Source organism: Streptomyces lanatus, assembly GCF_014655715.1.
Taxonomy (GTDB): Bacteria; Actinomycetota; Actinomycetes; order Streptomycetales; family Streptomycetaceae; genus Streptomyces; species Streptomyces lanatus.
Genome location: NZ_BNBM01000001.1, coordinates 744,042 through 770,572 on the forward strand (window position 1 = coordinate 744,042; position 26,531 = coordinate 770,572).

The 26,531-nt window shown below is 70.5% G+C and carries 23 protein-coding genes and 1 riboswitch; of the genes, 13 read left to right on the forward strand and 10 right to left on the reverse strand.

The window, feature by feature from the left end:
* Positions 1-14: 14 nt before the first annotated feature.
* On the reverse strand, positions 15-929 hold the full coding sequence (locus IE325_RS03325; protein WP_190068104.1) for a LysR family transcriptional regulator: 915 nt from the start codon (positions 927-929) through the stop codon (positions 15-17).
* Positions 930-1,049: 120 nt separating this feature from the next.
* On the opposite strand from IE325_RS03325, the gene IE325_RS03330 reads away from it, so the two are divergent.
* The 3 genes from IE325_RS03330 to amaB are packed head-to-tail and all read left to right on the forward strand — an operon-like array spanning position 1,050 to position 5,176.
* Entirely contained in the window at positions 1,050-2,225 is a 1,176-nt protein-coding gene (locus tag IE325_RS03330) for an NAD(P)/FAD-dependent oxidoreductase (protein ID WP_190068105.1), read from the forward strand.
* A gap of 36 nt (positions 2,226-2,261) precedes the next feature.
* On the forward strand, positions 2,262-3,650 hold the full coding sequence (gene hglS / locus IE325_RS03335) for a 2-oxoadipate dioxygenase/decarboxylase (RefSeq protein ID WP_190068106.1): 1,389 nt from the start codon (positions 2,262-2,264) through the stop codon (positions 3,648-3,650).
* Positions 3,647-5,176, forward strand: a complete 1,530-nt coding sequence (amaB, locus tag IE325_RS03340) for an L-piperidine-6-carboxylate dehydrogenase (RefSeq protein WP_190068107.1) — start codon at positions 3,647-3,649, stop codon at positions 5,174-5,176. Before hglS ends, amaB begins: the two co-directional genes overlap by 4 nt.
* Here amaB and IE325_RS03345 read toward each other — a convergent pair.
* The 6 genes from IE325_RS03345 to IE325_RS03370 all read right to left on the reverse strand — a co-directional run bounded on the left by IE325_RS03345 (position 5,173) and on the right by IE325_RS03370 (position 9,371).
* Positions 5,173-5,874, reverse strand: coding sequence for a GntR family transcriptional regulator (locus IE325_RS03345; protein ID WP_190068108.1), 702 nt, complete (start codon positions 5,872-5,874; stop codon positions 5,173-5,175). The two genes, amaB and IE325_RS03345, sit on opposite strands and share 4 nt — an antisense overlap.
* Positions 5,875-5,967: 93 nt before the next feature.
* Positions 5,968-6,357, reverse strand: a complete 390-nt coding sequence (locus tag IE325_RS03350) for a PPOX class F420-dependent oxidoreductase (RefSeq protein WP_190068109.1) — start codon at positions 6,355-6,357, stop codon at positions 5,968-5,970.
* 31 nt (positions 6,358-6,388) lie between these two features.
* Positions 6,389-7,195 carry an amino acid ABC transporter ATP-binding protein gene (locus IE325_RS03355; RefSeq protein WP_190068110.1) on the reverse strand — a complete coding sequence of 269 codons (807 nt, stop codon included), beginning with the start codon at positions 7,193-7,195 and terminating at the stop codon, positions 6,389-6,391.
* Between the two features lie 5 nt (positions 7,196-7,200).
* A complete protein-coding gene (locus IE325_RS03360) occupies positions 7,201-8,004 on the reverse strand; it encodes an amino acid ABC transporter permease (protein ID WP_190068111.1) in 804 nt (267 codons plus the stop codon).
* A 34-nt stretch (positions 8,005-8,038) separates the two neighbouring features.
* Positions 8,039-8,911 carry a transporter substrate-binding domain-containing protein gene (locus IE325_RS03365; RefSeq protein WP_190068112.1) on the reverse strand — a complete coding sequence of 291 codons (873 nt, stop codon included), beginning with the start codon at positions 8,909-8,911 and terminating at the stop codon, positions 8,039-8,041.
* 16 nt (positions 8,912-8,927) lie between these two features.
* The gene (locus IE325_RS03370) at positions 8,928-9,371 is read right to left on the reverse strand and encodes a proline racemase family protein (protein WP_190068113.1); all 444 of its coding nucleotides are present in this window, start codon (positions 9,369-9,371) and stop codon (positions 8,928-8,930) included.
* 262 nt (positions 9,372-9,633) lie between these two features.
* On the opposite strand from IE325_RS03370, the gene IE325_RS03375 reads away from it, so the two are divergent.
* The 5 genes from IE325_RS03375 to IE325_RS03395 are packed head-to-tail and all read left to right on the forward strand — an operon-like array spanning position 9,634 to position 15,530.
* On the forward strand, positions 9,634-10,683 hold the full coding sequence (locus IE325_RS03375) for a proline racemase family protein (RefSeq protein WP_190068114.1): 1,050 nt from the start codon (positions 9,634-9,636) through the stop codon (positions 10,681-10,683).
* A gap of 44 nt (positions 10,684-10,727) precedes the next feature.
* Positions 10,728-11,972: an NAD(P)/FAD-dependent oxidoreductase gene (locus tag IE325_RS03380; RefSeq protein ID WP_190068115.1), complete on the forward strand. Its 1,245-nt coding sequence runs from the start codon at positions 10,728-10,730 to the stop codon at positions 11,970-11,972.
* A 56-nt stretch (positions 11,973-12,028) separates the two neighbouring features.
* Positions 12,029-12,946, forward strand: a complete 918-nt coding sequence (locus IE325_RS03385) for a dihydrodipicolinate synthase family protein (protein ID WP_190068116.1) — start codon at positions 12,029-12,031, stop codon at positions 12,944-12,946.
* Positions 12,946-14,040: a proline racemase family protein gene (locus IE325_RS03390; protein WP_190068502.1), complete on the forward strand. Its 1,095-nt coding sequence runs from the start codon at positions 12,946-12,948 to the stop codon at positions 14,038-14,040. The genes IE325_RS03385 and IE325_RS03390 overlap by 1 nt, the downstream gene beginning before the upstream one ends.
* A complete protein-coding gene (locus IE325_RS03395; RefSeq protein WP_190068117.1) occupies positions 14,040-15,530 on the forward strand; it encodes a gamma-aminobutyraldehyde dehydrogenase in 1,491 nt (496 codons plus the stop codon). The genes IE325_RS03390 and IE325_RS03395 overlap by 1 nt, the downstream gene beginning before the upstream one ends.
* A gap of 183 nt (positions 15,531-15,713) precedes the next feature.
* Here the strand turns inward: IE325_RS03395 and IE325_RS03400 are convergent, their stop codons facing one another.
* Complete coding sequence (locus tag IE325_RS03400) at positions 15,714-17,120, reverse strand: short-chain fatty acyl-CoA regulator family protein (RefSeq protein WP_190068118.1); 1,407 nt, start codon at positions 17,118-17,120, stop codon at positions 15,714-15,716.
* A gap of 280 nt (positions 17,121-17,400) precedes the next feature.
* On the opposite strand from IE325_RS03400, the gene aceA reads away from it, so the two are divergent.
* From aceA to IE325_RS03425, 5 genes are all read left to right on the forward strand, one after another.
* Positions 17,401-18,684, forward strand: coding sequence for an isocitrate lyase (gene aceA, locus IE325_RS03405; RefSeq protein ID WP_190068119.1), 1,284 nt, complete (start codon positions 17,401-17,403; stop codon positions 18,682-18,684).
* Positions 18,685-18,807: 123 nt separating this feature from the next.
* Positions 18,808-20,370: a malate synthase A gene (aceB, locus tag IE325_RS03410; RefSeq protein ID WP_190068120.1), complete on the forward strand. Its 1,563-nt coding sequence runs from the start codon at positions 18,808-18,810 to the stop codon at positions 20,368-20,370.
* Positions 20,367-21,236: a 3-hydroxybutyryl-CoA dehydrogenase gene (locus tag IE325_RS03415; RefSeq protein ID WP_190068121.1), complete on the forward strand. Its 870-nt coding sequence runs from the start codon at positions 20,367-20,369 to the stop codon at positions 21,234-21,236. Before aceB ends, IE325_RS03415 begins: the two co-directional genes overlap by 4 nt.
* Positions 21,237-21,448: 212 nt before the next feature.
* Positions 21,449-21,670, forward strand: a riboswitch (cobalamin riboswitch).
* Between the two features lie 167 nt (positions 21,671-21,837).
* Entirely contained in the window at positions 21,838-24,159 is a 2,322-nt protein-coding gene (gene metE / locus IE325_RS03420; RefSeq protein ID WP_190068122.1) for a 5-methyltetrahydropteroyltriglutamate--homocysteine S-methyltransferase, read from the forward strand.
* 135 nt (positions 24,160-24,294) lie between these two features.
* Complete coding sequence (locus IE325_RS03425) at positions 24,295-25,278, forward strand: RNA polymerase subunit sigma-70 (protein ID WP_190068123.1); 984 nt, start codon at positions 24,295-24,297, stop codon at positions 25,276-25,278.
* Between the two features lie 6 nt (positions 25,279-25,284).
* Here IE325_RS03425 and IE325_RS03430 read toward each other — a convergent pair whose 3' ends face one another.
* Together IE325_RS03430 and IE325_RS03435 are read right to left on the reverse strand one after the other, a co-directional pair.
* Positions 25,285-25,950 (reverse strand): hypothetical protein, encoded by a 666-nt coding sequence (locus IE325_RS03430; protein ID WP_190068124.1) that lies wholly within the window; start codon positions 25,948-25,950, stop codon positions 25,285-25,287.
* The gene (locus IE325_RS03435) at positions 25,934-26,350 is read right to left on the reverse strand and encodes a hypothetical protein (protein ID WP_190068125.1); all 417 of its coding nucleotides are present in this window, start codon (positions 26,348-26,350) and stop codon (positions 25,934-25,936) included. The genes IE325_RS03430 and IE325_RS03435 overlap by 17 nt, the downstream gene beginning before the upstream one ends.
* Positions 26,351-26,531 lie beyond the last annotated feature (181 nt).

The following is a 26,531-nucleotide window of genomic DNA, read 5'->3' on the forward strand; positions in this document are numbered from 1 at the left end:
CCGCCCGGACTGAGCTACTCCGAGGTGTCTCGCCTGGAAGCGGCCACCACCCGCAGCACGTCGAGGAGTGCCGCCACCGTGGGCCGGCCCTCCGCGGCGGAGCGGAACACCACCACGATGTGCCGCTCGATCGTCTCGCGCAGCCGCACCACGTCGAAGCGCGAGGCGCGCAGTCTGAGCATCAGATCCGTCACCGTGCTCACCCCGATGCCCGACTCGACCAGCGCCAGGGTGGCCGCCGTGTCGGTCACCTCGTGGCGTACGTCCGGCTCGACGCCCGCACGTCGGCAAGCGGTGCGCACGGCGCGGCCGTAGTAGCTGTCGGCCCACGGCAGGATCCAGCGCAGGTGCTGGGTCTCGGTCAGGGAGATCTCCTCGCGTGCGCCCATCGACCCGGTGGGTACGGCGAGGGAGAACCTCTCCCGGTACAGCTTCGTCACCCGCAGGACGGGGTCACGCGGGATGGGTACGTCGGGGTAGTCCAGGCCGAGCGCCAGATCCACGGCGCCCGAGGCGACGGCGTCGTACACCTCGTCCACGTCCATGTCTCGGCTGTGCACGTCGAGCCCGGGGTGGGTCTCGTGAACGCGCCGCAGGGCGAGCCGCAGGATCTCCGCGGCGGCGGTGGCGAAGAGGCCGACCCGCAGCGCTCCGGAGACCTCGCCACGGCTGCGCTCCAGTGCCTCCACGGCCTCGGCCTCCGTGGACAGGATTCGCTCGGCGTGCCGGGCCAGCGTCGTCCCGGCATCGGTCAGTTCCACTCGTCGGCCGACCCGTCGCAGCAGTTCCATGCCGGTGGCCTTCTCCAGCGCGGCGATCTGCTGGGAGACCCCGCCGGGGGTGTATCCGAGGGCCTGGGCTACCGCGGTGATGGTGCCGCGCCGGGTCAGCTCCACCAGGGAACGCAGCTGTGAACTCGTCCAGTCCATATAGCGAAGCTAATAGATCGGAAGAACGAACTGTTCATGGACGTCAACGGTCGGGGTGCGCCACCATGACGGGGAGCCAGCTGATCAGCGTCTTTCTCCCATCCTCTGGAAGGACGGCCCTTGTCCAGCTCCTCCATCTTCCGCACCGTTCCGACCACCGCCGATGTCGTGATCGTCGGTGGTGGGGTGATGGGTGCGAGCATCGCCTTCCACCTCGCCGAAGCGGGCGTGACCGACGTCGTCGTGGTCGAGCGCGGCGAGCTGTGCTGCGGCAGTTCGGGGAAGCCGATCGGCGGGGTGCGCGCCCAGTTCTCCGATCCGCTCAACATCGAGCTGGGCAGCCGCAGCCTGCGCGCGTTCGAGGACTTCCCGCACCGCCCCGGCGCCGACATCCGCCTCGACAGCGTGGGCTATCTCTTCCTGCTCACCACCGACCGGCAGACCGCGGACTTCGAGGCGAGCGTCGGCGTCCAGAACTCGCTGGGCGTCCCCACCCGCGTGATCGGCCCGGACGAGGCACGGCGGCTGTGCCCCTACGTCAGCACCGAAGGACTCCTCGCCGCCGCCTTCTCCCCCGCCGACGGCCACGCCCGCCCCGCCCTGGTCGTACGGGGATACGCCGAGGCCGCGGCCCGGGCCGGCGTCACCTTCGCCACCCACACGTGTGTGACCGGCCTCGACACCGCCGGCGACCGGGTCACCGCGGTCCATACCGACCGCGGCCGGATCGACTGCTCCACCGTCGTCTGCGCGGCCGGCGCCTGGTCCGGGCAGATCGGTGCCATGGCGGGCGTCGACCTGCCGGTGCGGCCGGTGCGCCGCCAGCTCGCCTTCACCACGCCGCTCGCTCCCCCGGCGCCCCGCATCCCCTTCACCATCGACTTCGCGTCGTCGGCCTACTTCCACAACAGCGACGACGGCCTGCTGTTCGGTCTCGCCGACCCCGGCCAGAAGGACGGCTTCGACACCACCTGGACTCCTGAGTGGCTGGACCTCTTCCGGGACGTCGTACGGGAGCGAGCCCCCGCGCTGGCCGACATGGGGATCGCCGGCGGCTGGGCCGGACTGTACGAGGTCACCCCCGACCACAACGCGCTGATCGGCCGCTGCGGCGAGCTGCCCAACTTCCTGTACGCCACCGGGTTCTCCGGCCACGGCTTCCTACAGGCCCCCGCCGTCGGCGAGATCGTGTGCGACCTCCACCTGGGCCGCGAGCCCTTCGTCGACATCTCTCCGCTCAGCGCCGACCGCTTCCGGACGGGAGCCGAGATCCGCCCGGAAGCCCACGTGGTGTGAACCCCTCTGAACTCCTCTACAGGAAGGCCCTCTTCCATGATCAGCCAGTGGCAGTTGCGTGCCGCCTTCGCCGCGCGGCTCTCCGACATGTACGGGCGGGAGGTCCCCGCCTACACCACGCTCGTGGACGTCTCGCGCGAAGTGAACGAGGACGTGCTGCGCGCCCAGGGCGCCGACGCCGAGCGGCTCGGCTCCATCGGCCGGGTGACCGCGGAGCGCCACGGCGCCATCCGCGTCGGCACCCCCGCCGAACTGGCCCAGGTCGCCCGGGTCTTCGGCGCCCTCGGTATGCGTCCGGTCGGCTTCTACGACCTGCGCGAGGCCGCTGCCAGCGCGGTGCCCGTCGTGTCGACCGCGTTCCGTCCCGTCGACCGGGAGGAACTGGCCCGCAACCCCTTTCGCGTCTTCACCTCCATGCTCACTCCGGCCGACCCCCGGTTCTTCGACGCCGACCTGCGCGCCCGTCTGGAGACGTTCCTCGCCGGGCGTGAACTCTTCCCGCCGGAGTTGCTCGCCCTGGCCGACCGGGCGGAGGCGGAGCGGGAGCTGCCGGAGGACGACGCCGAGCGGTTTCTCCAACTGGCCGTCACCGCCTTCGAGTTGTCGACGGAACCGATCGACAGGGCCTGGTACGAGACCCTGGAGCGGGTCTCCGCCGTCGCCGCGGACATCGGCGGCGTCCGCAGCACCCACATCAACCACCTCACCCCGCGCGTCCTGGACATCGACGAGCTGTACCGCCGTATGACCGAGCGCGGCATCGAGATGATCGACACCATCCAGGGACCGCCCAGGTGGAAGGGGCCCGACCTGCTGCTGCGCCAGACGTCCTTCCGGGCCCTGGCCGAACCCCGCGCCCTGCGCACCCCGGACGGCCAAGTGACCAGCGGCGCCCTACGGGTGCGGTTCGGCGAGGTCGAGGCGCGCGGGATCGCCGTGACGCGGGAGGGCCGGGCCCTCTACGACCGTCTGCTCACCCTCCTCGACCAGCAGGCCGCCGACCGGGCCGAGCTAGCCCGCACCCTGTGGACGGAGCACGTCCCCGGCACCGAACGCGAGCTGGCCGCACGGGAGTTGGCGTACTTCACCTACCACGTCGTACCCGACCGGCCGCAGGACGGCAGCCGTCCGCCGCAAGCCCTCGACGACCTGCTGGCCCAGGGCTGGGTACGGGCCGAGCCCATCGTCTACGAGGACTTCCTGCCCCGCTCGGCGGCCGGCATCTTCCAGTCCAACCTCAGCGACGCCGGCTCCCGGGACAACGAACAACAAGGCGCCGCCTACGACAGCGACTGGCTCTCCGGCGCCATCGGCCGTGAAGTCCTCGACCCCTTCGCCCTGTACGAGCGGCAGCAGAGCGAGTCCTTGGCGCGGGTCGCTGCGGAACTCGACGTACGCCTCACCACCCGCAAGGGAGCAGCATGACCGGCACCGCCCTGCCCACCACCGAGGACCTGCGCGCCCGCGCCCGCACGAGCCTGGAGCGGATCGGCGCGACCGTCCCGGAGGGCGCCGGCTTCCAGGCCCGTACGCCCATCACCGGCGAGGACCTGTTCGGTCTGGCCGCCGCCACGGCCACCGATGTCGAGGAGGCGCTCGCCGCCAGCCGCGAGGCGTTCCACGCCTGGCGCACCACACCGGCCCCGCGACGCGGCGAACTCGTCCGCCGGCTGGGCGAGTTGCTGCGCGAGAACAAGAGCGACCTCGCCGACCTCATCATCATCGAGGCGGGCAAGATCCGCTCGGAGGCGCTCGGCGAGGTCCAGGAGATGATCGACATCTGCGACTTCGCGGTCGGCCTGTCCCGCCAGCTCTACGGCCGCACCATCGCCTCCGAGCGCCCCGGCCACCGCCTCGCCGAGACCTGGCACCCGCTCGGAGTGGTCGGTGTCATCTCGGCGTTCAACTTCCCCGCCGCCGTGTGGTCGTGGAACACCGCCGTGGCCCTGGCCTGCGGCGACACCGTGATCTGGAAGCCGTCCGAGCTGACCCCGCTGATCTCCCTGGCCTGCGACCGGCTGCTGGACCGGGCGGCCGAGGAGGTCGGCGCTCCCCGTGACGTACACCGTCTCCTCCTCGGCGACCGCACCGTCGGCGAGAGGCTCGTGGACGACCCGCGCGTCGCCCTCGTCAGCGCCACCGGCTCCACCCGCATGGGCCGCGAGGTCGGTCCGCGCGTCGCCGCCCGCTTCGGCCGCACGCTGCTGGAGCTCGGCGGCAACAACGCCGCGGTCGTCGCCCCCTCGGCCGACCTCGACCTCGCCGTCCAGGGCATCGTCTTCGCCGCCGCCGGCACCGCGGGCCAGCGCTGCACCACCCTGCGCCGCCTCATCGTCCACCGCGACATCGCGGACACACTCGTCGCCCGACTGACGGCCGCGTACGCCAAGCTTCCCATCGGCGACCCGTTCGACCACAACACCCTCGTCGGACCCCTCATCACCACCGCCGCCCTCGACGGCATGCGGGACGCCGTCGCCCGCGCACAGGCACAGGGCGGCAAGGTCCTCGTGGGCGGCGGTCGCCGACTGGCCGACACCGCCCCGGACGCGGCCTACGCCGAGCCGGTCATCGTCCGCGTCGACCAACAGACCGATGTCGTACGGGAGGAGACCTTCGCCCCGATCCTCTACGTCCTGACCTACGACACCTTCGAGGAGGCCATCGCCCTGCACAACGACGTGCCGCAGGGCCTGTCCTCCAGCATCTTCACCCGCGACCAGCAGGAGGCCGAGCGCTTCCTGTCCTGCGAGGGCTCCGACTGCGGCATCGCCAACGTCAACATCGGGACCTCCGGAGCGGAGATCGGCGGCGCGTTCGGCGGTGAGAAGGAGACCGGCGGCGGCCGCGAGTCCGGCTCCGACGCCTGGCGCGCGTACATGCGCCCGGCGACGAACACCATCAACTACTCCAGCCGGCTCGCCCTCGCCCAGAACGTCAGCTTCCTCTAGCCGGCGTTCTTTCGCCGGTCGGCGATCATTTCGATGAGTTCCGCGGCACTCGACATGGTGTGCCGCTCGACCTCCGCGTCGATGAGCCGGGGATCACCGTCGAGGATCGCGTCGATCAGGCGTTCGTGGACGCGGAGGGCGCGGTCGGGGTCCGAGCGGGTGCGTTCGTCGACGGTGATGGCGATGTTGATCTGTGCCTCGACGGTGGGCCACATGCGTTCGAGCATGGAGTTCTCCGAGGCCGTCCAGATCGTCCAGTGCAGATTGATGTGGGCCTGGTGGAGCCGGTCGGCGTCCTGGGAGGCGTGGGCGGCCTTGTACTGCTCCCAGCTCTGACGGAGCTTGGCCGTACGGGAGCCGTCGGGGTCGTCGGCCAGGGCGCGGGCGGCCAGTTGCTCCAGGGCGACCCGGACGGCGGCCACGTCCTTGATGAACTTCTCGTCGATCGCGGTGACCACGACGCCGCGGTACGGCTGCTGCTCCAGCAGTCCCTCATGGATCAGCTGGTAGACGGCCTCGCGCAGGGTCGGCCGGCTCACCCCCATCTGCTGGGCGATCTGGACTTCCCTGAGCCGCTGCCCGGACTCCAGCTCACCGGCGAGGATGGCACGCCGCAACTCGTTGACGACGGCGTCCCGGCGGGTCTGGTTGGAGACCGGCCGGGGCCCGGTGGTCGCTTGGGGCGCGTGCTCACTCATCGATCCTCCGCAGATTGTCAGACCACATCGTAGGGCACCGCCGTGCACCACGGAGGCTGAGCCTGTTCAGGGCCTCAAGGGCCGACGGAGGCGTCAGGCGCCGTACTCGGTGACGCGCTCGGCGTGGATCGTCACGACCAGCCTGGGCGCGGTCGCCGTCTCCCGCCAGGGCCTGCCCTCGTACTTGCGGGAGAGTTCATCGATCAGTTCCGGGCCGCCCTCCCGGGTCATGGTCACGGGCCCGCGTACGACGGCGTACGCGTAGCCGTTGTCGCGGTCGGTGATCAGCACGCTGGCGCGCGGATCGCGCAGCAGATTGAGGTGCTTGACGCGGCCCTCGACGGTGGAGAAGGCGATCCCCTCGTCGGTGGCCGTCACCCAGACCACGCTCTGCTGGGGCAGACCGTTCCTGCCGATGGTGGCCACTGTCGCGAAGTTCGGGCCCGAGGCCAGTTTGCGGGCGAATTCGGAGAGTCGATGCATGCCGGGGGTCCTTTCCGAGCGGGGCAGGTGTTCAGAAGCGGACGGCGTCGATGAACGCCCGCAGTCCTGGTGTCTGGGGATCGTTGAAGGCCTGCTCCGGTGGCACGTCCTCCTTGATCAGGCCGTCCTCGAAGAAGCAGATGCGGTCGGCGGCCTTGGAGGCGAAGGCCATGTCGTGGGTGACGATGCCGCAGGCGATTCCTTCCTCCTCCTTCAGCTTGGTCAGCACACCCAGCACCTCAGCCGCCACCGGCGGGTCGAGCGCGGAGGTGATCTCGTCGCACAGCAGCAGGCGCGGTCGCATCATCAACGCGCGGGCGATGGCCACCCGTTGGCGTTCGCCGCCGGAGAGCTGGGTGCAGCGGCTGCGCAGATGGCGTGCCATGCCCACCTCGGTCAGGGCCTGCTCGGCCCGCTCCAGCAGTTCCCCCTTGGACTCGCCGAGGGTGAGGCGGGGCGCGATGGTGAGGTTGTCGAGGACGTTCATGTGCGGCCACAGGGTGTAGCTCTGGAAGATCATTCCGATCTGGCCGCGGAGATCCTTCCACGCGTCCTGGTACTCGCCGTCGTGCACGACGGTCTCACCGGCGAGGTCGATGTCCCCGGCGTCCGGCTCCTCCAGTCCGGCGATCACCCGCAGCAGGGTGCTCTTGCCGGAGCCGCTCTTGCCGATGAGGACGGCGATCTCGCCGCTGCCGATGCGGAAGTCGGCTTCCTTGAGGACGGGGCGGCCGTGGAAGGACTTGCTCACGCCGCGGGTGCGCAGGAACGCGCCGTCGGGCCCGGCATCGCTGTCGGTGTCCGGTGCCTTGTCGAGGATCGGGTTGGTCTCTGTCATCGCGATCAGACACCTTCCGGCTTGAGCAGGGACTTGAGGGACGGGTTGGCGAGAGAGGGCGGCCGCTGTCCGGGGCGTATCCGGGCGAGGGTGCCGCGCAGCCCCGAGGCGGGCGGCGGTGCGCCCCGCGAGCCGCTGGTGAGCAGACGCCGTTCGATGTAGCTGGTGAACAGGGTCGCCGGGAAGGCGATCGCGAAGTACAGGAGGGCGACCAGGGTGAAGATCTCCATGGGCCGGTACGTCTGGCTCGACAGGATGTTGCCCTGGAAGGTCAGGTCCGCAAGGCCCAGCGCGGAGACCAGCGAGGTGTCCTTGAACATGCTCACGTTCAGGGACAGGATCGTGGGGATCTGCTGGCGGAATGCTTGCGGCACGATGATGTGCCGCAGGATCTGCACCCGGTTCATGCGCAGCATCTGCGCCGCCTCGATCTGCTCGACGGGCACCGACTGCATTCCGGCGCGGTAGGTCTCCGACATGAACGCGGTCAGGTGCGCGGTGAGCGCGATGATGATCGAGAGTTCACCGGGCAGGTCGACGCCGAGGAGCGCCGGAAGGGCGTAGAACACCCACAGCAACTGGACCAGCAGCGGCGTACAGCGGAACACCTCGATATAGAGCTGCGCCGGCCAGCGGATGACCTCGATCTTCGACATACGGGCCACGGCGAGCGGGAATCCGAGGACGGCGCTCGCGACGATCACGATGGTCGAGATCTTCAGGGTCAGCCACAGCCCGTCCAGCAGGGTGGGCAGTGCGGGGCCGACGACGCTCCAGTCGAACGAGTAGGCGAGGGTCACGGAATTCATCGCGGACTACCTCCGGGAGGGCGGCGAGGCCGGGTCAGGACTTGATCTCGAGGTCGCCCAGGGCGTCCACGTCGCGGTATCCGGCCTCGGCGAAGGCGCGGTCGATCTCGCCGCTGGCCACGGAGTTGTCGATGGCGACGTTGAGGATGTCCATGGAGCGGGAGTCGATGCCGGCGCGGACGCCGTAGGCGACGTGGTGCACGAAGACCGCCGGGTCGGGTACGACGATGCCCAGGGACTTGTCCTTGGTCGCCATGTCGACGGCGGTGCCCAGGTCGGTGAAGACGGCGATGGCCTTGCCCGCCTTCACACCGGCGGCCGCGTTCTGGTAGGTGTCCACGCGCAGTTCGTTGGCCTTGGCCTGCTGGAGCGCCGCGTCCAGCGCCGTGCCCTGTGAGGTGGCGATCGGCTTGTCCGCGTCGAGGATCTGCGTGCTGCTGGTGTAACTGCTGTCGCGCTCGACCAGGAACACTCCCGGGTAGGACCACGAGGGCTTGGTGAAGCGGATCGCGAGGCTGCGCTCGACGGTCTGGTCGAGGTCGGCGGCGACGTCGTACTTGTCGGCCTGGAGCCCGGCGACGATGTTCTGCCAGGTCGTCGCCACCGTCTTCACCTTGACCCCGATGCCCGCCGCGAAGGACTGCAGGGGCAGCAGGTCCGGCCCGGTACAGGTGCCGTCCGCCTTGACGACGATGGTGGGCGGGGCGTCGGCACAGCCGACCCGCAGCTCGCCCGCTTTCTTGATCCCGTCGACCCAGGCGGCCTTGCCGGAGTCGCCGGAGGCGGCGACGGCCTGCGTCGAGCCCCCGTCCGAGCCCGCCTTCCCGCCGAAGTAGCCGGCCAGCCAGGCCAGGATGAGGACGCCGATGACATAGAAGGTGTATCTGCTCTGCTTGGTGAGGGCCATGGCTGGTGCTCCAGTGCTAGAGGGTTGAGTACGGCTGCTGCCTGCCGAGCGCGTCAGGTGACCAGGAACCCGTGCCGATGGGGGCCCGCCGCGCGAGCGAAGCCGAGAGTGGGGGAGGGTCGTCGGGGTCGAGGAGTTGCGTCGAGGTCGCGGTGAGATGGGCGCGCCCGGCGATGAAGTTGCCGCCGTAGGCGATGTCGGCGGTGACCGGAGAGTGGCCGGGCAGCGTGACCTCGACGCCTTCGTGAAGGAGGAAGGACGGCGGGGAGAGGAACCGGACGAGTCCGACGCGGCCGTCGGACACCTCCACCGTGACGTCGACGAGCCCGGCCGGGGTGTCGAAGCGCAGGTGGGTCTCCGGTTCCAGCGCCGGCACCTGGCCGGTCTCCAACAGGACGGTGCGGGTGGGGTTTCCGGCGGTGTGCGAGTCGACGCACTGGAACAGATGTTGAGCTCTCATTCAGACCCACCAGGAAGATTGTCTGACAGACAGCGAGATGGGGAGAGGTTAGGAATGCGGTCCGGCCGTGTCAATGGCTGGGACGCCGGATGTTCGACAAGGGCATCACTGACCCGGTCACCCATAGGGGGCTGTTCGGCCAGCAGGGTTCCGCCGAGGGTATTGACGGCGCCGCCCGACGATGTCTAGCGTCACCTGCATCCTGCGGATTGTTTGGCAATTTGCAGGGTCGCGGTGAAAGAGTCGCGGCGAAAGGAAGCCCATGAGGTTCAGCCGAACCCTGAACGTGGTGGACGCGCACGCCGAGGGCGAATCGGGCAAAGTCGTAGTCGGCGGCATCGGGCCCATCCCGGGCGAGAGCGCCTTCGATCAGATGCGGTACTTCGAGGAGCACCACGACCAGCTGCGCAAGCTCCTGCTGCAGGAGCCGCGCGGCGCGATGTGGCACAACGCGAACGTCGTGCTGCCGTCACGCGATCCCGAGGCCGACATGGGCTACATCATCCTGGAGTCGACGGAGTACCCGGTGATGTCCGGCTCCAACACCATGTGCGTGGCCACGGTGCTGCTGGAGACCGGGATGCTGCCCATGGCCGAGCCGGTCACCCTGCTCACGTTGGAGTCCCCGGCCGGCCTGATCCGCGTCGAGTGCGAGTGCGCCGACGGCAAGGTGCGACGGGTGCGGCTGGTGAACCAGCCCGCCTTCGTCTATCACAAGGACGCGGATCTGGACGTTCCCGGTCTCGGCCGGGTGACCGTGGACATCGCCTACGGCGGGATGACCTTCGTCCTCGTGGATGCCGAGTCGGTCGGCTTCAAGCTCGACGTGAGCCAGGAGGCGGCACTGTGCGAACTCGGGCAGCGTCTGAAGAAGGCGGCCGTGCGTCAACTGGAGGTGAGCCACCCGGAGAACCCGCTGATCCCCGGCATCACCAACACGGTGTTCACCGGGCCGCTCCACCGCGAACGGGCCGAGGACGGCACCGAGTTGATCCGCTCCAGGAACGCGACCGTAGTCTCCCCGGGCCGCATCGACCGCTCCCCCTGCGGCACGGGCACCTGCGCCCGCCTCGCCGTCCTGCACGCGAAGGGCCGACTGCGACCAGGGCAGCTCTTCCGGCACGAGTCGCTCATCGGCAGCCGGTTCGACGCCCGTATCGAGTCCACGACCACGGTCGGGCCGTATGACGCCGTCGTACCGAGCGTGTCCGGGCGGGCCTGGATCACCTCGTTCAACCAGCTGGTCCTCGACCCCACGGACCCGTTCCCGGACGGCTTCGTGGTGGGACGCCCCTGGGAACCCGAGCTCTGAAGTAGGAGGCGCCCCGGGCGCCCTGTCAGGAGGTGTACGACGCCATGCGCATCATCGTTGTAGGGGCAGGAGCCGTCGGTCTGGCCGCCGCCTACCGGCTGGCCAAGGACGGCTGCGAGGTCGTCGTCCTGGACGCCCGGCGCGCGGGCTCCGCAGCCTCGCACGGCAACGCGGCCAAGATCGCGCTGGCGGAGAGCGGTCCGGTGCCGGCGCCCGGCGTGATCCTGCAGTCCCTGAAGTGGATGCTGAAGCCGGACAGCCCGCTGTACGTGAAGCCCTCGCTCAACCCGGCGTTCGTGAAGTTCATGCTGACCATGGCCCGGCACTGCACCGCCCGGGACTTCCGCCACGGCCTGGAGACCACCCTGCGTCTCGCCGAGGGCACCATGGACCTCCTCGACGACTGGACCCGGGACGGCATCGCCTTCGAGATGCACAAGGCGGGCATCCTGCTGGCCTTCGAGACCCGGGAGCGCTACGAGGAGCAGCTCGCCTCCCTCGACATCTTCGAGAGCTTCGGCATGATCGCCGAACACCTCCACGGAGACGCCGTGGCGGACCGGGAACCCGTGCTCAACAGCCGTATCAAGCACGGCTTGTTCTTCCCCGACGACCGCCAGGTCGAGCCCGACTCCCTCACCCAGGGCCTGCTCAAGCGGTGCACGGAACTCGGTGTCGAGATCCACGAACACACACCGGTACGCCGCTTCCTGCGCCAGGGCGAGGCCGTCACCGGTGTCGTCAGCGACAAGGGCGAGCACAGGGGCGACACCCTGCTGCTGGCGGGCGGCGTGTGGACCGCCCGGATGGCCGCCCAGCTGGGCGTCCCACTGCCGATCCGGCCGGGCAAGGGCTACAGCGTCGACTACTCGCCCTCCCCGGTACCGCTGCGCACGCCCCTCACCCTGGAGGACGCACGGGTCGCGGTGACGCCGCTGAACGGCTTCCTGCGGCTCGCGGGAACCATGGAGTTCGGCGGGCTGGAGGAGAACGTCAACCCGCGCAGAGTCGCCGCCATCAAGCAGGCCGCCGCCGACTACCTGACCGGCTGGGACGACCCGCCCGGAGAGGCCGCTCCCTGGGCCGGACTGCGCCCCATGACCCCCGACGGACTGCCGGTCATAGGCCGCCTCGCCCCGCTCCCCAACGTGTACGTCGCCTCCGGTCACGGCATGCTCGGGCTCACCCTGGCCCCCGCCACCGCCGAGATCATCACCGAGGCCATCACCCGGCGGCGGGTTCCGGCCTTCGCCGAGACCTTCTCGCCACGCCGCTTCGCCCGGCGCTGAACTCATCAGCTCCGCAACCCCCCTGTCCCCCCTTCTCTGACCTCAGGAGATCACCCATGACCGCCCAGCAGTTCACCGGCATCCTCGCCGCCGTCGTCACCCCGCTGACCGCGGACGGCTCCGCCGTCGACGCCGAGGGCATCAGGCGCCAGGCCGACCACATCATCGGCGGCGGCATCCACGGCCTCGTCCCGGGCGGCAGCACCGGGGAGTTCACCACGCTGAGCCTCGACGAGCGCAAGCAGGTCGCCGAGCTGTACGTCGAGGCCGCCGACGGCCGCGTCCCCGTGGTCGCCGGCACGGGCGCGCTGAGCACCGCGCAGACCGTGGAGCTGAGCGTGCACGCGGAGAAGGCGGGCGCCGCCGCCGTGATGATCGTGCCGCCGTTCTACGACGCCCCGTCCTTCGACGAACTGCTGGCCCACTTCGGCGCGGTGTCCGACGCGATCGACATCCCGGTCATGTACTACAACATCCCGTCGGTCTCCGGCGTCAGCCTCACCCCGGAGCAGCTGGCGCAGCTGGCCCGCCAGACCGCGGTGACCTGCTACAAGGACACCGGCGGCGACTATGTGTGGCTGTCCACGGTCCAGCAGGAGCACGCGGCGGACATCACCGCGCTCAACGGCTGGGACACCCTCACCTTCGCCGCCCTCGCCAATGGCGCGCGGGCCGGAGTGTGGGGCGCCGCGAGCTTCATTCCCCAGCTCGCCGCGGAGCTGTACGACGCCGTCGCCGTACGCCGTGACCTGGCGGCCGGCCGGGAACTGTGGGCCAGGATCTTCCCGATCTGCCAGTTCCTGGAGTCCCACAACTACTGCGCCGGCATCAAGGCCGGAGTCGACCTGGTCGGCGTCAGCGCGGGCCCGACCCGGCTGCCGGTCCTGCCGCTGGCCCCGCCGTACCGCGCCGAGCTGCGCGACCTGCTGATCGCGGCCGGAGTGGCCGTGGCGGACGCGAACGTGGCCGCGTGATGGTGCGCCACCCCCGTATCCAGGCGATCGACACCCACGCCGAGGGTGAGCCCAGCCGCGTCCTGATCGGCACACATCTGCACGTCAAGGGCACCACGATGGCCGAGCGGCTGCAGTACTGCGAGAAGCACCTGGACGACCTGCGCCGGCTCCTGCTCCAGGAGCCGCGCGGGTATCCGGCCCTGTGCGGCGTCCTGGTCCTGCCGCCGGCCGACCCGGCCGCCGACTTCGGCATGGTGGTGCTGGAACAGGGCGGCTTCCGCCCCATGTCCGGCTCCAACCTCATCTGTGTGGTCACCGCCCTGGTGGAGACGGGCGCGGTGCCGGTGACCGAGCCGGTCACCGCGCTCACCGTGGACACCGCGGTCGGTCCGGTCGGGGTGCGGGCCGAGGTGTCCGGCGGCAGGGCGACCCGGGTCACCTTCGCGAACGTCCCCGCCTTCGCCGTGGCCCTCGACCACGAACTGGACCTGCCCGAGTACGGGCGGGTGCCGGTCGACATCGTCTTCGGCGGGCAGTTCTTCGTCCAGGCGCGCGCCGAGGATCTCGGCATCCCGCTCGATCCCTCCGCCGCGAAACAGCTCACCCGCGCCGGAGCGGTGCTGCGGGCCGCCGCCCAGCGGCAGTTCCCGGTCAGCCACCCGCTCAACCCGGGCATCAACCAGGTCGCCCTGACGATGATCCACGGCCCGTCGCCGACGCCGGGCGCCTCCGGCCGCAACGCGGTGGTCATCCCCAACGGCGAGGTGGACCTGGCCGATCCGGCCACCTGGACCGGCACGCTGGACCGCTCCCCGTGCGGCACCGGCACCTGCGGCCGTATGGCCGCACTGCACGCCCGAGGCGAACTCGCCCTGAGCACCCCCTTCGTCCACGAGTCGATCATCGGCACCACCTTCACCGGCACCCTCCTGGACACCGCGGCCGTCGGCCCGTACGACGCCGTCCTGCCGACGATCGGTGGACGCGGCTGGATCACCGCGTTCAGCCAGTTCGTCCTGCACGACACCGATCCCTTCCCGTACGGCTACACCCTTGGCGACCTGTGGGGCGAGCCGGCCTCGCCGCCGGCCGACACCGATCTGGAGCACTGATGGAAACCTCTGGACAGCAGTTCATCGCGGGCAAGCGCCGCTCCGGAACGTCGGGCGAGCAGTACGCGGTGACCAACCCGGCGACCGGCGAGGTACTGGTCACCGAGACCCTGGCCGGCGCCGAGGACGTGGACGAGGCGGTGGCCGCCGCTCGCGCCGCCTTCGCCGAGTGGTCACGGGCCACGCCCGCCGAGCGCTCCGAGGCGATGCTGCGCTGGGCAGACCAACTCGACGCACGGGCCGAGGAGTTGGCCCGCGTCGAGAGCGTCAACGCGGGCAAGCCGATCAGGCTGACCGAGGGGTTCGACGTCCCCGGCACCATCGACAACGTACGCTTCTTCGCGGGAGCCGCCCGCAATCTGGAGGGCCGGGGCTCGGCCGAGTACTCGGCCGAGCACACCTCCACCATCCGCCGCGAACCCATCGGCGTCATCGGCTCCATCGCCCCCTGGAACTACCCGCTCCAGATGGCCGCGTGGAAGGTGCTGCCCGCCGTCGCCGCCGGCAACACCATCGTCCTCAAGCCCTCCGAACTCACCTCGCTGACCTCGGTGTTGTTCGCCGAGGCGGCCCAGGAGGCGGGCATCCCCGACGGCGTCATCAACATCGTCACCGGCACCGGCCCGGTCGCCGGGCAGGCCCTCGTCACCCACCCCGACGTCGCCATGGTCTCCTTCACCGGCTCCACCGCCGTAGGCCGCCAGGTCGCCGCCCAAGCCGCCGGCAGCGTCAAACGCGTCCATCTCGAACTCGGCGGCAAGGCCCCCTTCGTCGTCTTCGACGACGCCGACCTGGAGGCCGCCGCCCGCGGCGCGGTCGCCGGAGCCCTCATCAACGCGGGCCAGGACTGTACGGCCGCCACGCGCGCGTACGTCCAACGGCCGCTGCACGAGGCGTTCGTGGCCCGGGTCGCCGTACTCATGGACGACGTACGCCTCGGCCCCCTGGACGACCCCGCCACCGACATGGGCTCCCTGATCTCGCTGAAGCAGCGCGACAAGGTCGCCGCCATGGTCGAAGCCGCCCGCCGGGCCGGTGCCACGGTGGTGTGCGGTGGCCGTGCGGCGGACGGCGCGTTCGCCGGCGGCGCGTACTACGAACCGACCCTCATCACCGACGCGGCCCAGGATTCCGCCATCGTGCAGCAGGAGATCTTCGGCCCGGTTCTGGTCGCGCTGCCCTTCGACACCGACGACGAGGCCCTCCGGCTCGCCAACGACACCCCGTACGGTCTGGCCGCCTCGGCCTGGACGAGCAATGTCTTCCGCGCCGGGCGGGCGAGCCGCGAGATCCAGGCCGGGTGCGTCTGGATCAACGACCACATCCCGATCATCAGCGAGATGCCGCACGGCGGCTACAAGGCATCCGGCTTCGGCAAGGACATGTCGGCGTATTCCTTCGACGAGTACACGAACATCAAGCACGTCATGTCAGAGATCACCGGCGAACAGCACAAGCCCTGGCACGACGTGATCTTCACCAGCCGCTGACCGGCCGGACCGGCCAAGGAGGACGGCCGTATGACGGACGCTGCTTCCACGCGGGTCGACAGCACCCAGGCTGCTTCCGAGGCGTCGACAGCAACGATGCCGACCGGCTGCTCAGCGCCCTCGGCGAGGCGCTCACGGACATCGGGCGGCGGTGACGGGCTTCTGCTGGAGCGATTCCTACCCTCAGGTCGCGGAGCCCGTCACCGGATACGGCACGAAGGTGGTGCTGTTCTGGTCGATTCGCAGGGTGTGGCCCAGGGGCGGTGCCGCGCGCTGGGCACAGTTGAGGCGTTCGCAGACGCGGCAGCCCATGCCGATGGGGGTGGCGGTGGAGGGGCTGATGAGGTCGAGGCCGTCGGAGTAGACGAGTCGGTGGGCGTGGCGGATCTCGCAGCCGAGGCCGATGGCGAAGGTCTTACCGGGTTCCCCCCAGCCGCCGCCGTGCCGTGTGAGGGCCCGTGCCGTCCACAAGTACCGCTGGCCGTCGGGCATTTCGGCGATCTGGACATGGATGCGGCCGGGTGAGGTGAACGCCTCGTAGACGTTCCAGAGCGGGCAGGTGCCGCCGGCGCGGGAGAAGTGGAAGCCGGTCGCGGACTGGCGTTTGGACATGTTGCCGGCCCGGTCGACCCGGACGAAGGAGAAGGGGACACCGCGCAGGCGCGGGCGCTGGAGGGTGCTGAGGCGGTGGCAGACGGTCTCGTAGCCGAGGCCGTAGTGGTCGGTGAGGCGTTCGATGTCGTAGCGGAACTCCTCGGCCGCGGTGTGGAAGGCGGTGTACGGCAGGATCAGCGCGGCGGCGAAGTAGTTGGCGATGCCGATGCGGGCCAGGGCGTGGCTGGGTGTGCCGGGTGGGAAGTCCTCGGCGGCGAGCCGGTCGAGGTCCTCGCCGTGTTCCAGCATGGCCAGCTGGGTGGCCATGCGGAACGCGCGCTGGCCTGGGCGCAGACGGGTCGAGAGGTGGAGGGTGCGGCTTCCGCGGTCGTAGCGGTGCAGTCGTTCGCCGGTCTCGGTGTCGAGACGGATGCCGTGGGCTTCGGAGAGTCTCGCGGTGAGGGCCCCGATCACCTCGCCGGGCCGGATGCCGATGCTCGCGGCCAGCCGCTCGGCGGCGAGGTCGGTGTCGTGGAGGTAGTTCTGGCGCCGGTAGAAGAAGTCCCTGATCTCCTCGTGGGGTGAGCGGGGCAGGTCGACGCCCGCCTCACGGCCGTCGGCCGCTCCGGAGAGCCGCTCGGACAGCTGCTGGTTGCGGCGGCCCAGGTCGAGCAGGGCCTGCGCGACCGCGGGCATGCGTGACGCCAGTTCGGCCAGATCGGAGGGGGAGACCCGGGCGGCGGCGATCTCGCCCGTCATCGCCTCACGCAGATCGGCCAGCAGGCGGGCGGTGTCGCGCTCGGAGAAGAACGCGGCGTCGACGCCGAAGGTCTCCGTCAACCGGAGCAGGACGGGCACGGTGAGCGGGCGGGAGTCGTGCTCCATCTGGTTCAGATAGCTCGGGGAGATGCCGAGCGTGCGGGCGAGTTCGGCCTGGCTCATCCGCCGCTCCTCGCGCAGCCGCCGCAGCCGCGCACCCGCGTACGTCTTGCTCACCTGCGCTCCTCCTACGGACCGGGCATCCCGACCGGGTCAGCGTATGGCACGGATCCCTCTGCTCAGGGCTTCGCAAAGTTGGCAAATTGCGGCGCGAAGATTCGCAGAAGTTGGCATTGAGCCAAGGTTGTTGGCACTCAGTGCCAGTGCCAGAGTCTTCAGTGCGGCCCGCCGGACCCGGCATTGCTCAGCTTCGCCCTCGGGATGACGGCGGGCCGCATCGCAGTAGGACGACACGCAGTGCCATCCGCCAGTACAGACCGAGGAAACGGTGACAGTCATGGCAGAAGCGAGGACCCCGGCGGCCGAGGAGCTGGCCCAGCGTTGGGCCACCGACCCGCGCTGGCAGGGCATCGAGCGCACCTACGGTGCCGAGGACGTCGTACGGCTGTCCGGCAGCGTCCGCGAGGAGCACACCCTGGCCCGACGAGGCGCCGAACGGCTGTGGCGGCAGCTGCATGAGCAGGACTACATCCACGCGCTGGGCGCGCTCACCGGCGGCCAGGCGGTACAGCAGGTCAAGGCCGGCCTCCAGGCGATCTACCTCTCCGGCTGGCAGGTCGCCGCCGACGCCAACCAGGCCGGGCACACCTACCCCGACCAGAGCCTGTACCCGGCCAACTCCGTTCCCCAAGTGGTCCGTCGGATCAACAACGCCCTGCTGCGCGCCGACCAGATCGCCACCGCGGAGGGCGGCGAGGACACCACCGACTGGCTCGCGCCGATCGTCGCCGACGCCGAGGCCGGGTTCGGCGGCCCGCTGAACGCCTTCGAGCTGACCAAGGCGATGATCGCGGCGGGGGCCGCCGGCATCCACTACGAGGACCAGCTCGCGTCGGAGAAGAAGTGCGGGCACCTCGGCGGCAAGGTGCTGGTGCCGACCTCGCAGCACATCCGCACCCTGAACGCGGCGCGGTTGGCCGCGGACATCGCCGGTGTGCCGACGGTCATCATCGCCCGCACCGATGCCCTCGCCGCGAACCTGCTGACCACCGATGTCGACGAGCGTGACGCCGAGTTCGTCACCGGTGAACGCACCGCCGAGGGCTTCTACCGGGTCCGCAACGGCATGGCGCCAGTCATCGCACGCGGGCTCGCCTACGCGCCGTATGCCGATCTGATCTGGGTGGAGACGGGGACGCCGGACCTCGCGCAGGCCCGTGAGTTCGCCGAGGCCATTCACGCGCGGTACCCGGACCAGATGCTCGCCTACAACTGCTCGCCGTCCTTCAACTGGAAGGCCGCGCTGGACGACGACCAGATCGCCAAGTTCCAGCGGGAGTTGGGGGCGATGGGGTATCGGTTCCAGTTCATCACGCTGGCCGGGTTCCACTCGCTGAATCACGGGATGTTCGATCTTGCGCGGGGTTATGCCGAGCAGGGGATGACCGCGTATGTCGATCTGCAGGAGCGGGAGTTCGCCGCGCAGGCACGGGGATTTACGGCGGTGAAGCATCAGCGGGAGGTTGGGACGGGGTATTTCGATCTTGTGTCTACGGCTGTGAATCCTGCGTCTTCTACGACTGCGCTGGCCGGTTCTACGGAGGAAGAGCAGTTCCACTAGGTCCGGTTGTCGTGTGCGGGTGTATGGGGGCTGGTCGCGCCCCGCGGCGGAGCCGCATACCGATTCAGCCCCGCGCCCCCAAGAAAGGGGCGCTCCCCCGCGCCTGATCAGGAGAGAGACCCCATGTCCACCGCTGCACTGACACACCATGTCCGCGTCCTCGCCTCTGCCGGTCAGCGGCACGACGAGATCCTCACCCCCGCCGCCCTCGACTTCATCGGCCACCTTGCCGCCGCCTTCGGGGAGCGGCGGCGGGAACTGCTCAAGGAACGTCGACGACAGGCCCTCCGGCTCGCCGCAGGCTCCGCTCTCGACTTCCCCATGGTCACCTCCGCCGTCCGTGCCGACCCGACCTGGCAAGTCGCCCCGCCCGCCCCGGGACTGGTCGACCGGCGCGTGGAGATCACCGGGCCGCCGGACCGGCGTATGGCGGTGAACGCGCTCAACTCCGGGGCCGGGGTGTGGATGGCGGACTTCGAGGACGCCACCTCCCCGACCTGGGGCAATCTGATCGACGGGCAGCTCACCCTGCTCGACGCCATCGAGCGCCGGCTCGGCGATCACGAGCGGCTCGCCACCATCGTCGTCCGGCCGCGCGGCTGGCACCTCGACGAGGAGCATCTGGAGTTCGAGGGCCGACCCGTGCCCGCCGCGCTCGTCGATTTCGGGCTGTACTTCTTCCATTGCGCTCGGCGTCAGATCGACGCCGGCCACGGTCCGTACTTCTACCTCCCGAAGCTGGAGAACAGGTACGAGGCCCGGCTCTGGAACGACATCTTCGTGCTGGCCCAGGAGTTGCTGGGCATCCCGCGCGGCACGGTCCGGGCGACCGTCCTGATCGAGACGATCACCGCCGCGTTCGAGATGGAGGAGATCCTCCACGAGCTGCGCGAGCACAGTTCCGGGCTGAACGCGGGCCGTTGGGACTATCTGTTCAGCCTGATCAAGACCTTCGGGCACCGTACGGACTTCCTCCTGCCCGACCAGGCGAAGGTCACGATGACCGCGCCCTTCATGCGGGCCTACACGGAACTCCTCGTGCGCACCTGCCACCGTCGCGGCGCGCATGCCATCGGTGGCATGGCCGCGCAGGTGCCCGTAAATGACCCGGACGCGAACGAGGCGGCGCTCGCCAAGGTGCGGCTGGACAAGGAGCGGGAGGCGGAGGACGGATTCGACGGATCGTGGGTGGCCCACCCCGCCCTCGTCCCCGTCTGCCGCGAGGTCTTCGACGGGGTCCTCGGCGACCGGCCGCACCAGATCGACCGGACGCGCGACGATGTCGAGGTGACCGCCGCCGAGCTGCTGTCGGTGCGGCGGGTCAGCGGGCCGCCCACGGCGGAGGGGGTGCGCACCAACGTCGCTGTGGCGTTGCGGTACTTCGCCGCCTGGCTGCGGGGGCAGGGAGCGGTCGCCGTAAACGGGTTGATGGAGGACGCGGCCACCGCCGAGATCGCCCGGGTGCAGATCTGGCAGTGGCTGCGGCACCGGGTGGTCGACCGGGAGACGGTGGAGCGGGTGCTCGACGACGAGGTGGTGGCGCTGGGCGCCGAGTACCCGTGGGCGCCCGTCGACGACATCCGCGCACTCTTCGAACGGATCGCCCTGGCAGGCGAGTTGCCGCTGTTCTTCACGCCGGACGCCTACACCCGGCACCTCGTGCGGCGGACGGAGGCGCAGGCATGAGTACGGTGATCGGACGCGTCGGCGTGGTCGGGGGCGGGCAGATGGGGGCCGGGATCGCCGAGGTGTGCGCGCGGGCCGGGCTGGACACCGTGGTGTGCGAGGCGGACGCGATCGCCGCCCGTGCCGCCCGGGACCGGGTCGCGGGTTCCCTGGACCGGGCCGTACGGCGGGACAAGCTGAGCAAGGAGGCCGCCGGCGACGCCCTCGCCCGGCTCACCTTCACCGGCGGCCTGGACGAACTCGCCGACCGGCAGCTCGTCGTCGAGGCCGTCGTCGAGAACGCCGGCGCCAAGTCGGAAGTCTTCGCCGCGCTCGACAAGATCGTCGAGGATCCGTCGGCCGTGCTCGCCTCCAACACCTCCTCCTTCCCGATCATGCGGCTCGGCATGGCCACGAGACGCGCGGACCGGGTCGTGGGCCTGCACTTCTTCAACCCGGTGCCGGTCCTGCCGCTCGTGGAGGTGGTGACCTCGCTGCACACCTCGGCCGCGACCATCGCCACGGTCGAGGACTTCGCGACCCGCGTCCTCGACAGGACCGTGATCCGTTCCCAGGACCGGGCGGGCTTCGTCGTCAACGCGCTGCTCGTGCCGTACGTGCTGTCGGCGATCCGCATGGCCGAGTCCGGCTTCGCCACCGCCGGCGACATCGACACCGGCATGGAGCTGGGCTGCGCCCATCCCATGGGGCCGCTGAAGCTCGCGGACCTGATCGGCCTGGACACCGTCGCCTCGATCGCCGAGTCCCTCTACGACGAGTTCAAGGAGCCCCTGTACGCCCCTCCCCCGCTGCTCCAGCGGATGGTGGAGGCGGGACTGCTGGGCCGGAAGACCGGCCGGGGCTTTCACACCTACGACCAGGACTGAGGGCCTGCTACGACGCGGGCTGAGGGGCCCGCATCCGCCGCGGGGGTGAGGGCCCCGCGCGGCGCGACTGGGAAGAGGGGCGGGAGGCGCGTGTGCGGCGCTTCCCGCCCTTCGCGCACCGCTTCCCGTCCCTTCGGCGCACCGCTTCCGGCGTGTTCCGCGTCACCTTCCGGATGCTGGACGTCGTTCTTCCCCGCGGCGTGAGAACCCATAGGCTGGCGTGAGCAGCTGGTTCGCCCCGTCCGCCAGACGGGGTGTCGCAAGAGGGAACCCGGTGGGAATCCGGGACTGCCCCGCAGCGGTGAGCGGGAACGACCGCCGTCATACGCACTGGGTCCGACATACCGGGCCCGGGAAGCGACGGCCAGTAGGTGTCCTCCGGTCAGGAGGGCGGGCCCGCGAGTCCGAAGACCTGCCAACTGCCCGTGCGCGGACCGTTCCGCGCACGGAGATCCCGGTGACCTCGAGGGCGGGTCGGCGTACATACCAGGCGGACGACCGTGCTTAGCCGCGCGAGATCGAATCCGTCCGGTTCGTCACCCCTTCGCGTTCTCGTCCCGTCTCCGGGATCTCAGGGAATCGTCTCGCGAAGGAGATCTCCGTGACCAGCAAGTCCGCAGCCGCGGCAGCACGGGCCACCGTGTACGGCTACCCCCGCCAGGGACAGAACCGGGAACTGAAGAAGGCCATCGAGGGCTACTGGAAGGGCCGCGTCACCGCCGACGCCCTCCGCTCCACCGCCACCGGTCTGCGTGCCGCCAACTGGCGGCAGCTCGCCGACGCCGGCATCCACGAGGTGCCGACCGGTGACTTCTCGTACTACGACCATGTGCTCGACACGACCGTCATGGTGGGCGCGATCCCCGAGCGCCACCGATCCGCCGTAGAGGCGGACGCGCTGGCCGGCTACTTCGCCATGGCCCGTGGCACCCAGGACGTCGCCCCGCTGGAAATGACCAAGTGGTTCGACACCAACTACCACTATCTGGTCCCCGAGTTGGGCCCCGACACCGGCTTCACCGCGAACTCCGCCAAGCAGGTCGCGGAACTGAAGGAGGCCCTCGCCCTCGGTCTCACCGCGCGGCCGGTGCTGGTCGGCCCCGTCACCTACCTCCTCCTCGCCAAGCCCGCGCCGGGCGTCCCCGCGGACTTCGAGCCGCTCAGCCTCCTCGACCGGTTGCTGCCGGTGTACGCGGAAGTGCTCGCCGACCTGCGGGCGGCCGGCGCCGAGTGGGTGCAGCTGGACGAGCCCGCCTTCGTGCAGGACCGCACCCCGGCCGAGCTGAACGCCGTCGCACGTGCCTACCGGGAACTGGGCGCCCTCCCCGACCGCCCGAAGCTGCTGATCGCCTCCTACTTCGACCGGCTCGGCAACGCCCTGCCCGTCCTGGCCAAGGCCCCGGTGGAGGGTCTCGCCCTGGATTTCACCGAGTCCGCTGCCGCCAACCTCGACGGCCTGGCCGCCGTCGGCGGGCTCCCCGGCAAGCGCCTGATCGCCGGGGTCGTCAACGGCCGCAATATCTGGATCAACGACCTCCAGAAGTCCCTCACGACCCTCGGCACCCTCCTCGGGCTCGCGGACCGGGTCGACGTCGCCGCCTCCTGCTCCCTCCTCCATGTGCCGCTCGACGCATCCGCCGAGCGGGACATCGAGCCGCAGATCCTGCGCTGGCTGGCCTTCGCCCGGCAGAAGACCGCCGAGATCGTCACCCTCGCGCGCGGCCTCGCCCGGGGCACCGACACCATCGCCGCCGAACTCGCCGCCAACCGCGCCGACCTGGCGTCCCGCGCGGGCTCGCCGATCACCCGTGACCCGGCCGTACGCGACCGTGCCGGGGCGGTCACCGACGCCGACGCCCGACGCGCCCAGCCGTACGCCGAACGCGCCACGGCGCAGCGCGCCCACCTCGGGCTGCCGCTGCTGCCGACCACCACCATCGGCTCCTTCCCGCAGACCGGCGAACTGCGCGTGGCCCGCGCGGACCTGCGCGCCGGGCGGATCGGCACAGCCGGCTACGAGGAGCGCGTCAAGGCCGAGATCCGGGAGGTCATCGCCTTCCAGGAGAAGGCCGGCCTTGACGTGCTGGTGCACGGCGAGGCCGAACGCAACGACATGGTCCAGTACTTCGCCGAGCGGCTGACGGGGTATCTGGCGACACAGCACGGCTGGGTCCAGTCCTACGGCACCCGGTACGTCCGTCCGCCGATCCTGGCCGGCGACATCTCCCGGCCCGAGCCGATGACGGTGCGCTGGACGACGTACGCCCAGTCCCTCACCGCCCGCCCGGTCAAGGGCATGCTCACCGGGCCGGTCACCATGCTCGCCTGGTCCTTCGTCCGCGACGACCAGCCGCTCGGCGAGACGGCCCGCCAGGTCGCCCTCGCCCTGCGCGACGAGGTCGACGATCTTGAGGCGTCCGGCACTTCCGTCATCCAGGTCGACGAACCGGCCCTGCGGGAGACGCTGCCGCTGCGCGCCGCCGACCGCTCCGCGTATCTGGAGTGGGCCACGGAGGCCTTCCGGCTCACCACAGCCGGAGTGCGGCCGGACACCCAGATCCACACCCATATGTGCTACGCCGAGTTCGGGGACGTCGTCCAGGCCATCGACGACCTCGACGCCGACGTCATCAGCCTGGAAGCGGCCCGCTCCCATATGCAGGTGGCCCGCGAGCTGGCCGCGCACGGCTATCCGCGCGAGGCCGGACCGGGTGTCTACGACATCCACTCACCCCGTGTCCCCAGCGCCGAGGAGGCCACGGAGCTGCTGCGCACCGGCCTGGAGGCGATCCCGGCCGAGCGGCTGTGGGTCAATCCCGACTGCGGCCTGAAGACCCGCGGCTGGCCCGAGACCCGGGCGTCGCTGGAGAACCTGGTCAGCGCCGCCCGCAGGGTCCGAGGCGAGCTGCCGCCCGCACCCTGACCACGGGGTTTCCAGGGGGCCGGGGCGCCACGGGCGTCCCGGTCCGGCCGGCGCCGCCGCCGACCCGGTGATGAGTTTTCGCGCCCGTACCCGTCACACCTACGTCGGGACACGACGCGGTGGAAGGATGACGTGATGAGTGCGGAGCAGGGCGTGAGCGGGCTGGGCGAGGTCGACGAGCGGGCGTTCTCGGGGCTGGCGGAGCGGCACCGGCGGGAGCTGCATGTGCACTGCTACCGGATGCTCGGGTCGTTCGAGGACGCCGAGGACACCGTGCAGGAGACGTTCCTCCGGGCCTGGCGGCGCCGGGAGACCTTCGAGGGGCGGTCGACGTTCCGGGCCTGGCTGTACGGGATCGCCACCAACGCCTGCCTCGACCTGCTCGCCAAGCACCGCCCGGAGCCCGCGACCGGCGGCGAGGTGCTGTGGCTGCAGCCCTACCCGGACCGGCTGCTCGACGAGCTGCCCGCGGGTGACGCGGACGAGCCGGAGTCCGTGGCCGTCGCGCGGGAGACGATCGAGCTGGCGTATGTGGTCGCCGTCCAGCACCTCGCGCCGCGCCCACGGGCCGTGCTGATCCTGCGGGACGTGCTCGGCTGGCCCGCGAAGGACGTCGCGAAGCTCCTCGGGGACTCCGTCAACTCCGTGAACAGCGCGCTGCAGCGGGCCCGCGCCGGCATGCGGGAACATCTGCCCGCCGAGCGGCAGGACTGGACCGGCGGCGAACAGGACGCCGGGACACGGGAGTTGGTGCGCCGCTACACCGACGCCAGCGTGGCCACGGACATCGGCAGGCTCGCCACCCTGCTCCGGGACGACGTCCGCTGCTCGATGCCGCCCACGCCGGGCCTGTTCGTCGGCCGTGACGCCGTGGTGAAGGACTGGGTCGACAGCGGCTTCGAGGGCATGCGGGGCCTGCGCACCGTCCTCACCTCCGTGAACCGCCAGCCCGCCGTCGCCTTCTACCTCTGGCACAAGCAGGAGGGCGCGTACCTGCCGCTGACGATCGACGTCCTGCGCGTCACCGGCGGGACGATCACCGAGATCGTCACGTTCCACGACGACCGGTTCCCGCGGCTCGGGCTGCCGGAGCGCCTGCCGGCGGACGGCACGGAGTAGCCGCCGTCACCTGCCAGGATCACGCCGCTCAAGAACCTCACGCGCCTCGGCGACCGCCGACTCCGCACGATCACCGGCGTCCTGGGCGCGGTTCGCCGCCCTTCCGCTCGGGGCCCAGAAGCCGATGAGCACCGGCACGAAACCGGCGAGCACCGCGCTGAAGTGGGCCGTGCGGGCGAGCAGCTGTGCGTGTCGCAGGCCCAAGTGGGCGGCGGTACGTCGGCCGTCCCGTGCTCGTGCGCCCGCCGAACCGGCCGCGTGGGCCGCGTTGGCCGCGCCCGTGGCGCAGAGTTCGGCGAGCGCGGCGAGTGCGGATACCAGGGGCACCAGACCGCCCAAGGCCAGAGCAGCCGCCAAGGGGACCGACATGACGCGTTCCGATGTCGGATGCGTCGGCATGAACACGGTTGCCAGACCGTAGCCGGCCGTGCCGAACAGCATGAAGGCCCCGAAGCCGTTCCCCATCAGGGACTTGAGCGGGCTCTTCCTGTCCGTCTCGTTCTCGTGCGGCGCTGGCGCCTCGACGGGCCCGGTCCGGTGGGAGGCCGGCCGGGACGAAGGATGGTGGTGCACATCGCCGATGACGTCACCGATGACGTCACCGGCGATGAAGATGCCGGGTCCGTGGTTGTGCTGGTCCAGCCTGGCCGGGGGTTCAGGTGTCTCTGCCATGCGCCGCACCGTGATTGATGGTGAGCCCCCCGGCGACACTGCCGTTGATGAAGGTGCCCGTGCCGTGGTTGTGCTGGTTCACCACCGTGGTCGGCCCGTCCCGCTCCACGAGCGCCCGCAGCTCCTCGAAGGCCTCACGGTCCGCGCGTACGAGTCCTTCCAGGCCCAGCGCCCACCCGGCCGCCGCCCTGCGCGCCACCTCTTCCCGCTCGGACGCGGAGCACTCGGCCACGGTCGCACGATCCCGGTCGAGGCGGGCCAACTCGGCTGCGGCGTCCGGCTGGTCGCCGCGTCGCAGCAGGCGCTGGATGATGTCCCGCGCCTTGGCGTAGGTGTCCTGTGTCGCCTGGCCGAGAAGTGCCGCGAACACCGTCGTCGCGGTGAAGGTCAGCTCGTCCATGTATGTCGTCTCCCCCACTGGTCGGCAGCACTGTATCCGCGCGCGCGGGGGTCGGCAGCCGGAACGGGCCATCCCGGGTTTCGGGCAGCAGAGCAGGATATTGTTCCGGGCGAACTCTCGGGGCCTTATGCCTCCGTTGTGCCGCATGTCGACGGTGCCGGAGACGAGGGTCGTCCTGCAG

Bases quoted from the DNA above. Each gene is read 5' to 3' on its own strand.
- IE325_RS03415 (WP_190068121.1), top strand. From the start codon at position 20,367: ATGAGTACGGTGATCGGACGCGTCGGCGTGGTCGGGGGCGGGCAGATG.
- IE325_RS03345 (WP_190068108.1), bottom strand. From the start codon at position 5,874: ATGAGTGAGCACGCGCCCCAAGCGACCACCGGGCCCCGGCCGGTCTCC.
- amaB (WP_190068107.1), top strand. From the start codon at position 3,647: ATGACCGGCACCGCCCTGCCCACCACCGAGGACCTGCGCGCCCGCGCC.
- IE325_RS03425 (WP_190068123.1), top strand. From the start codon at position 24,295: ATGAGTGCGGAGCAGGGCGTGAGCGGGCTGGGCGAGGTCGACGAGCGG.
- IE325_RS03395 (WP_190068117.1), top strand. From the start codon at position 14,040: ATGGAAACCTCTGGACAGCAGTTCATCGCGGGCAAGCGCCGCTCCGGA.
- IE325_RS03435 (WP_190068125.1), bottom strand. From the start codon at position 26,350: ATGGACGAGCTGACCTTCACCGCGACGACGGTGTTCGCGGCACTTCTC.
- IE325_RS03360 (WP_190068111.1), bottom strand. From the start codon at position 8,004: ATGAATTCCGTGACCCTCGCCTACTCGTTCGACTGGAGCGTCGTCGGC.
- IE325_RS03365 (WP_190068112.1), bottom strand. From the start codon at position 8,911: ATGGCCCTCACCAAGCAGAGCAGATACACCTTCTATGTCATCGGCGTC.
- IE325_RS03430 (WP_190068124.1), bottom strand. From the start codon at position 25,950: ATGGCAGAGACACCTGAACCCCCGGCCAGGCTGGACCAGCACAACCAC.
- hglS (WP_190068106.1), top strand. From the start codon at position 2,262: ATGATCAGCCAGTGGCAGTTGCGTGCCGCCTTCGCCGCGCGGCTCTCC.
- aceA (WP_190068119.1), top strand. From the start codon at position 17,401: ATGGCAGAAGCGAGGACCCCGGCGGCCGAGGAGCTGGCCCAGCGTTGG.
- IE325_RS03350 (WP_190068109.1), bottom strand. From the start codon at position 6,357: ATGCATCGACTCTCCGAATTCGCCCGCAAACTGGCCTCGGGCCCGAAC.
- IE325_RS03370 (WP_190068113.1), bottom strand. From the start codon at position 9,371: ATGAGAGCTCAACATCTGTTCCAGTGCGTCGACTCGCACACCGCCGGA.
- IE325_RS03375 (WP_190068114.1), top strand. From the start codon at position 9,634: ATGAGGTTCAGCCGAACCCTGAACGTGGTGGACGCGCACGCCGAGGGC.
- IE325_RS03385 (WP_190068116.1), top strand. From the start codon at position 12,029: ATGACCGCCCAGCAGTTCACCGGCATCCTCGCCGCCGTCGTCACCCCG.
- aceB (WP_190068120.1), top strand. From the start codon at position 18,808: ATGTCCACCGCTGCACTGACACACCATGTCCGCGTCCTCGCCTCTGCC.
- IE325_RS03325 (WP_190068104.1), bottom strand. From the start codon at position 929: ATGGACTGGACGAGTTCACAGCTGCGTTCCCTGGTGGAGCTGACCCGG.
- IE325_RS03380 (WP_190068115.1), top strand. From the start codon at position 10,728: ATGCGCATCATCGTTGTAGGGGCAGGAGCCGTCGGTCTGGCCGCCGCC.
- IE325_RS03390 (WP_190068502.1), top strand. From the start codon at position 12,946: ATGGTGCGCCACCCCCGTATCCAGGCGATCGACACCCACGCCGAGGGT.
- IE325_RS03355 (WP_190068110.1), bottom strand. From the start codon at position 7,195: ATGACAGAGACCAACCCGATCCTCGACAAGGCACCGGACACCGACAGC.